3 protein-coding genes are annotated in these 2,525 nt (G+C 66.8%); 2 read left to right on the top strand and 1 reads right to left on the bottom strand.

All coding sequences use genetic code 11. The features are described 5' to 3' along the window. Positions 1–479, bottom strand: a 479-nt coding sequence (locus VN856_RS08745; RefSeq protein ID WP_325688059.1) for an NAD(P)H-binding protein, incomplete at its 3' end; no start/stop codon positions are given. Between the two features lie 114 nt (positions 480–593). Between VN856_RS08745 and VN856_RS08750 the strand changes: the two genes are divergently transcribed. Both VN856_RS08750 and VN856_RS08755 read left to right on the top strand, forming a co-directional pair. Continuing rightward, complete coding sequence (locus VN856_RS08750; RefSeq protein WP_325688061.1) at positions 594–1,742, top strand: thiolase family protein; 1,149 nt, start codon at positions 594–596, stop codon at positions 1,740–1,742. Further along, positions 1,739–2,525 (top strand): enoyl-CoA hydratase-related protein (locus tag VN856_RS08755; protein ID WP_325688063.1); only part of this gene is annotated, 787 nt, incomplete at its 3' end. The genes VN856_RS08750 and VN856_RS08755, both read left to right, overlap by 4 nt.

Genomic DNA, 2,525 nt, shown 5'->3' on the forward strand with positions numbered 1-2,525 from the left:
TCCAGGGTGAGACGGCCCGGACCGAGTACCGTCCAATCCAGGTCGCTGGCCCGCAGGTGGGCGTCGGCCGCTGCTTTCGCCTCGGCATAGGGATAGAAGGAGTTGTCTTCCGGCACACCGTGGTCGGGTCCGGCGCCGAAGTACGACACCATGACGAAGCGTCGCACGCCGGCCTGACCGGCGGCGTCGATCACCCGGATGGCGGCGTCGCGGTCGACGGCGTAGGTGCGAGCCGGATCGCCGCCGCCGGCGCCGGCGGAGAACACCACCGCGTCGTGGCCTGCGAGCAGATCGGCGAGTGCGGCGGTGTCGAGGTTCTCGATGTCGGCGACGGCGGGTCGCGCACCTGTCGCGCTGACGTCGTCGGTGTGATCGGGGTTGCGGAAGACCGACGTCACCTCATCGCCGCGGGCAGCGAGGATGCGAGCCAGGTGCAAAGCGACCTTGCCGTGGCCGCCGACGATGACAATGCGCGACATGTCTTTCAAAGTAACCGCACCGACGCTACCCGCCCATTGAGCACCCCGGCGGCGACCCAACTAACGGGTTGCTCAACAATCGATGCAGAACCTCAAGGCAGAAGGAGACATGCCATGGCTGAAGCCGTCATCGTCGAGGCAGTTCGTTCACCGATCGGCAAACGGAACGGCGGCTTGTCCGGCGTCCACGCCGCCGACTTGTCCGCGCAAGTGCTGAACGGTCTGGTCCACAAGGCCGGCATCGATCCCGCGCTCGTCGACGACGTGATCTGGGGGTGCGTCTCGCAGGCCGGCGAGCAGGCCATCGACATCGGCCGGACTGCGCTGCTCACCGCGGGCTGGCCGGAGACGGTGCCCGGTGTCACCGTCGACCGGCAGTGCGGATCCAGCCAGCAGTCGATTCACTTCGCCGCCGCCGGCGTGGTCGCCGGACATTACGACGTCGTCGTGGCCGGCGGGGTGGAGTCGATGTCGCGGACGCCGATGGGTTCGACGTTGGCCAACGGCGGACGGCCGTACTCCCAGGCGTTTCTCGACCGCTATCACGGCCAAATTCCCAACCAGGGCATCGGCGCGGAGATGATCGCCGAGCAGTGGGGCTTCGACCGGACCGCGGTCGACGAGTACTCCCTGGCCTCGCACGAAAAGGCAGCGGCCGCACAGGATTCCGGTGCATTCGATGACCAGATCGTGGGAATCAAGGACCAGGACGGTAACGCGGTGCTCAAGGATGAGGGCATCCGGCGCGGCACGCCGATCGAGAAGATGGCGCAGCTCAAGCCCGCGTTCAAAGAAGACGGCGTGATTCACGCCGGCAACTCCAGCCAGATCTCCGACGGATCAGCCGCGTTGCTGTTCATGACGGCCGAGAAGGCAAAGGAGTTGAAGCTCACCCCGATCGCCCGGGTGCACACTGCCACGCTGGCCGGCGCCGACCCGGTGATCATGCTGACCGCCCCGATCCCGGCTACCCAGAAAGCACTCAAGCGTTCCGGCCTGAAGCTGGAAGACATTGGAGTGTTCGAGGTCAACGAGGCGTTCGCTCCGGTGCCGCTGGCCTGGCTGAAAGACATCGGCGCCGACGAGAAGAAGCTCAACCCCAACGGCGGCGCGATCGCGCTCGGCCACCCGCTCGGCGGATCTGGTGCGCGGATCATGACCACGATGCTGTATCACATGCGGGACAAGGGAATTCGTTACGGTTTGCAGACCATGTGTGAGGGCGGCGGCCAGGCCAACGCCACCATCGTGGAGCTGCTGTGACCGACGCCGCGGTGCTCACCGAGCGCCGGGATGATGTCCTCGTCATCACCATCAACCGGCCCGAGGCGCGCAACTGCGTCAACGGCGCCGTGAGCATCGGCGTGGGTGACGCACTCGAGGAGGCGCAGCACGATGCCGATGTGCGGGCGGTGGTGATCACCGGCGCCGGTGACAAATCCTTCTGTGCCGGAGCGGATCTCAAGGCGATTTCGCGTCGCGAGAATCTGTATCACCCCGACCACGGTGAGTGGGGCTTCGCCGGTTACGTCCACCACTTCATCGACAAGCCGACGATCGCTGCGGTCAACGGCACGGCGCTAGGTGGTGGCACCGAGCTGGCCCTGGCCAGCGACCTGGTGGTGGCCGAGGAACGCGCGCAGTTCGGTCTGCCGGAGGTCAAGGTCGGTCTGCTCGCCGGCGCGGGCGGCGTGTTCCGGATCGCGCAGCAGCTGCCCCGCAAGGTCGGGATGCAGATGCTGCTTACCGGTGAACCGATCAGCGCCGCCGAGGCCGCGAACTGGGGGCTGATCAACGAGGTTGTCCCGGACGGCACCGTCCTGGAAGCCGCACTGGCGCTGGCCAAGCGGATCACCGTCAACGCGCCGCTGTCGGTGCAAGCCAGCAAGCGCATCGCCTGTGGCGCCGACGACGGCGTCATCCCGGATGAGGAACCCGCCTGGGCGCGTACCGTACGCGAGTTCGGCGCGTTGCTGAGAACCGAGGATGCCAAGGAAGGTCCGCTGGCGTTCGCCGAGAAGCGTCCGCCAGTTTGGAAGGCTCGGT

The organism is Mycobacterium sp. (assembly GCF_035603715.1).
Taxonomy (GTDB): Bacteria; Actinomycetota; Actinomycetes; order Mycobacteriales; family Mycobacteriaceae; genus Mycobacterium.

Bases quoted from the DNA above. Each gene is read 5' to 3' on its own strand.
- VN856_RS08750 (WP_325688061.1), top strand. From the start codon at position 594: ATGGCTGAAGCCGTCATCGTCGAGGCAGTTCGTTCACCGATCGGCAAA.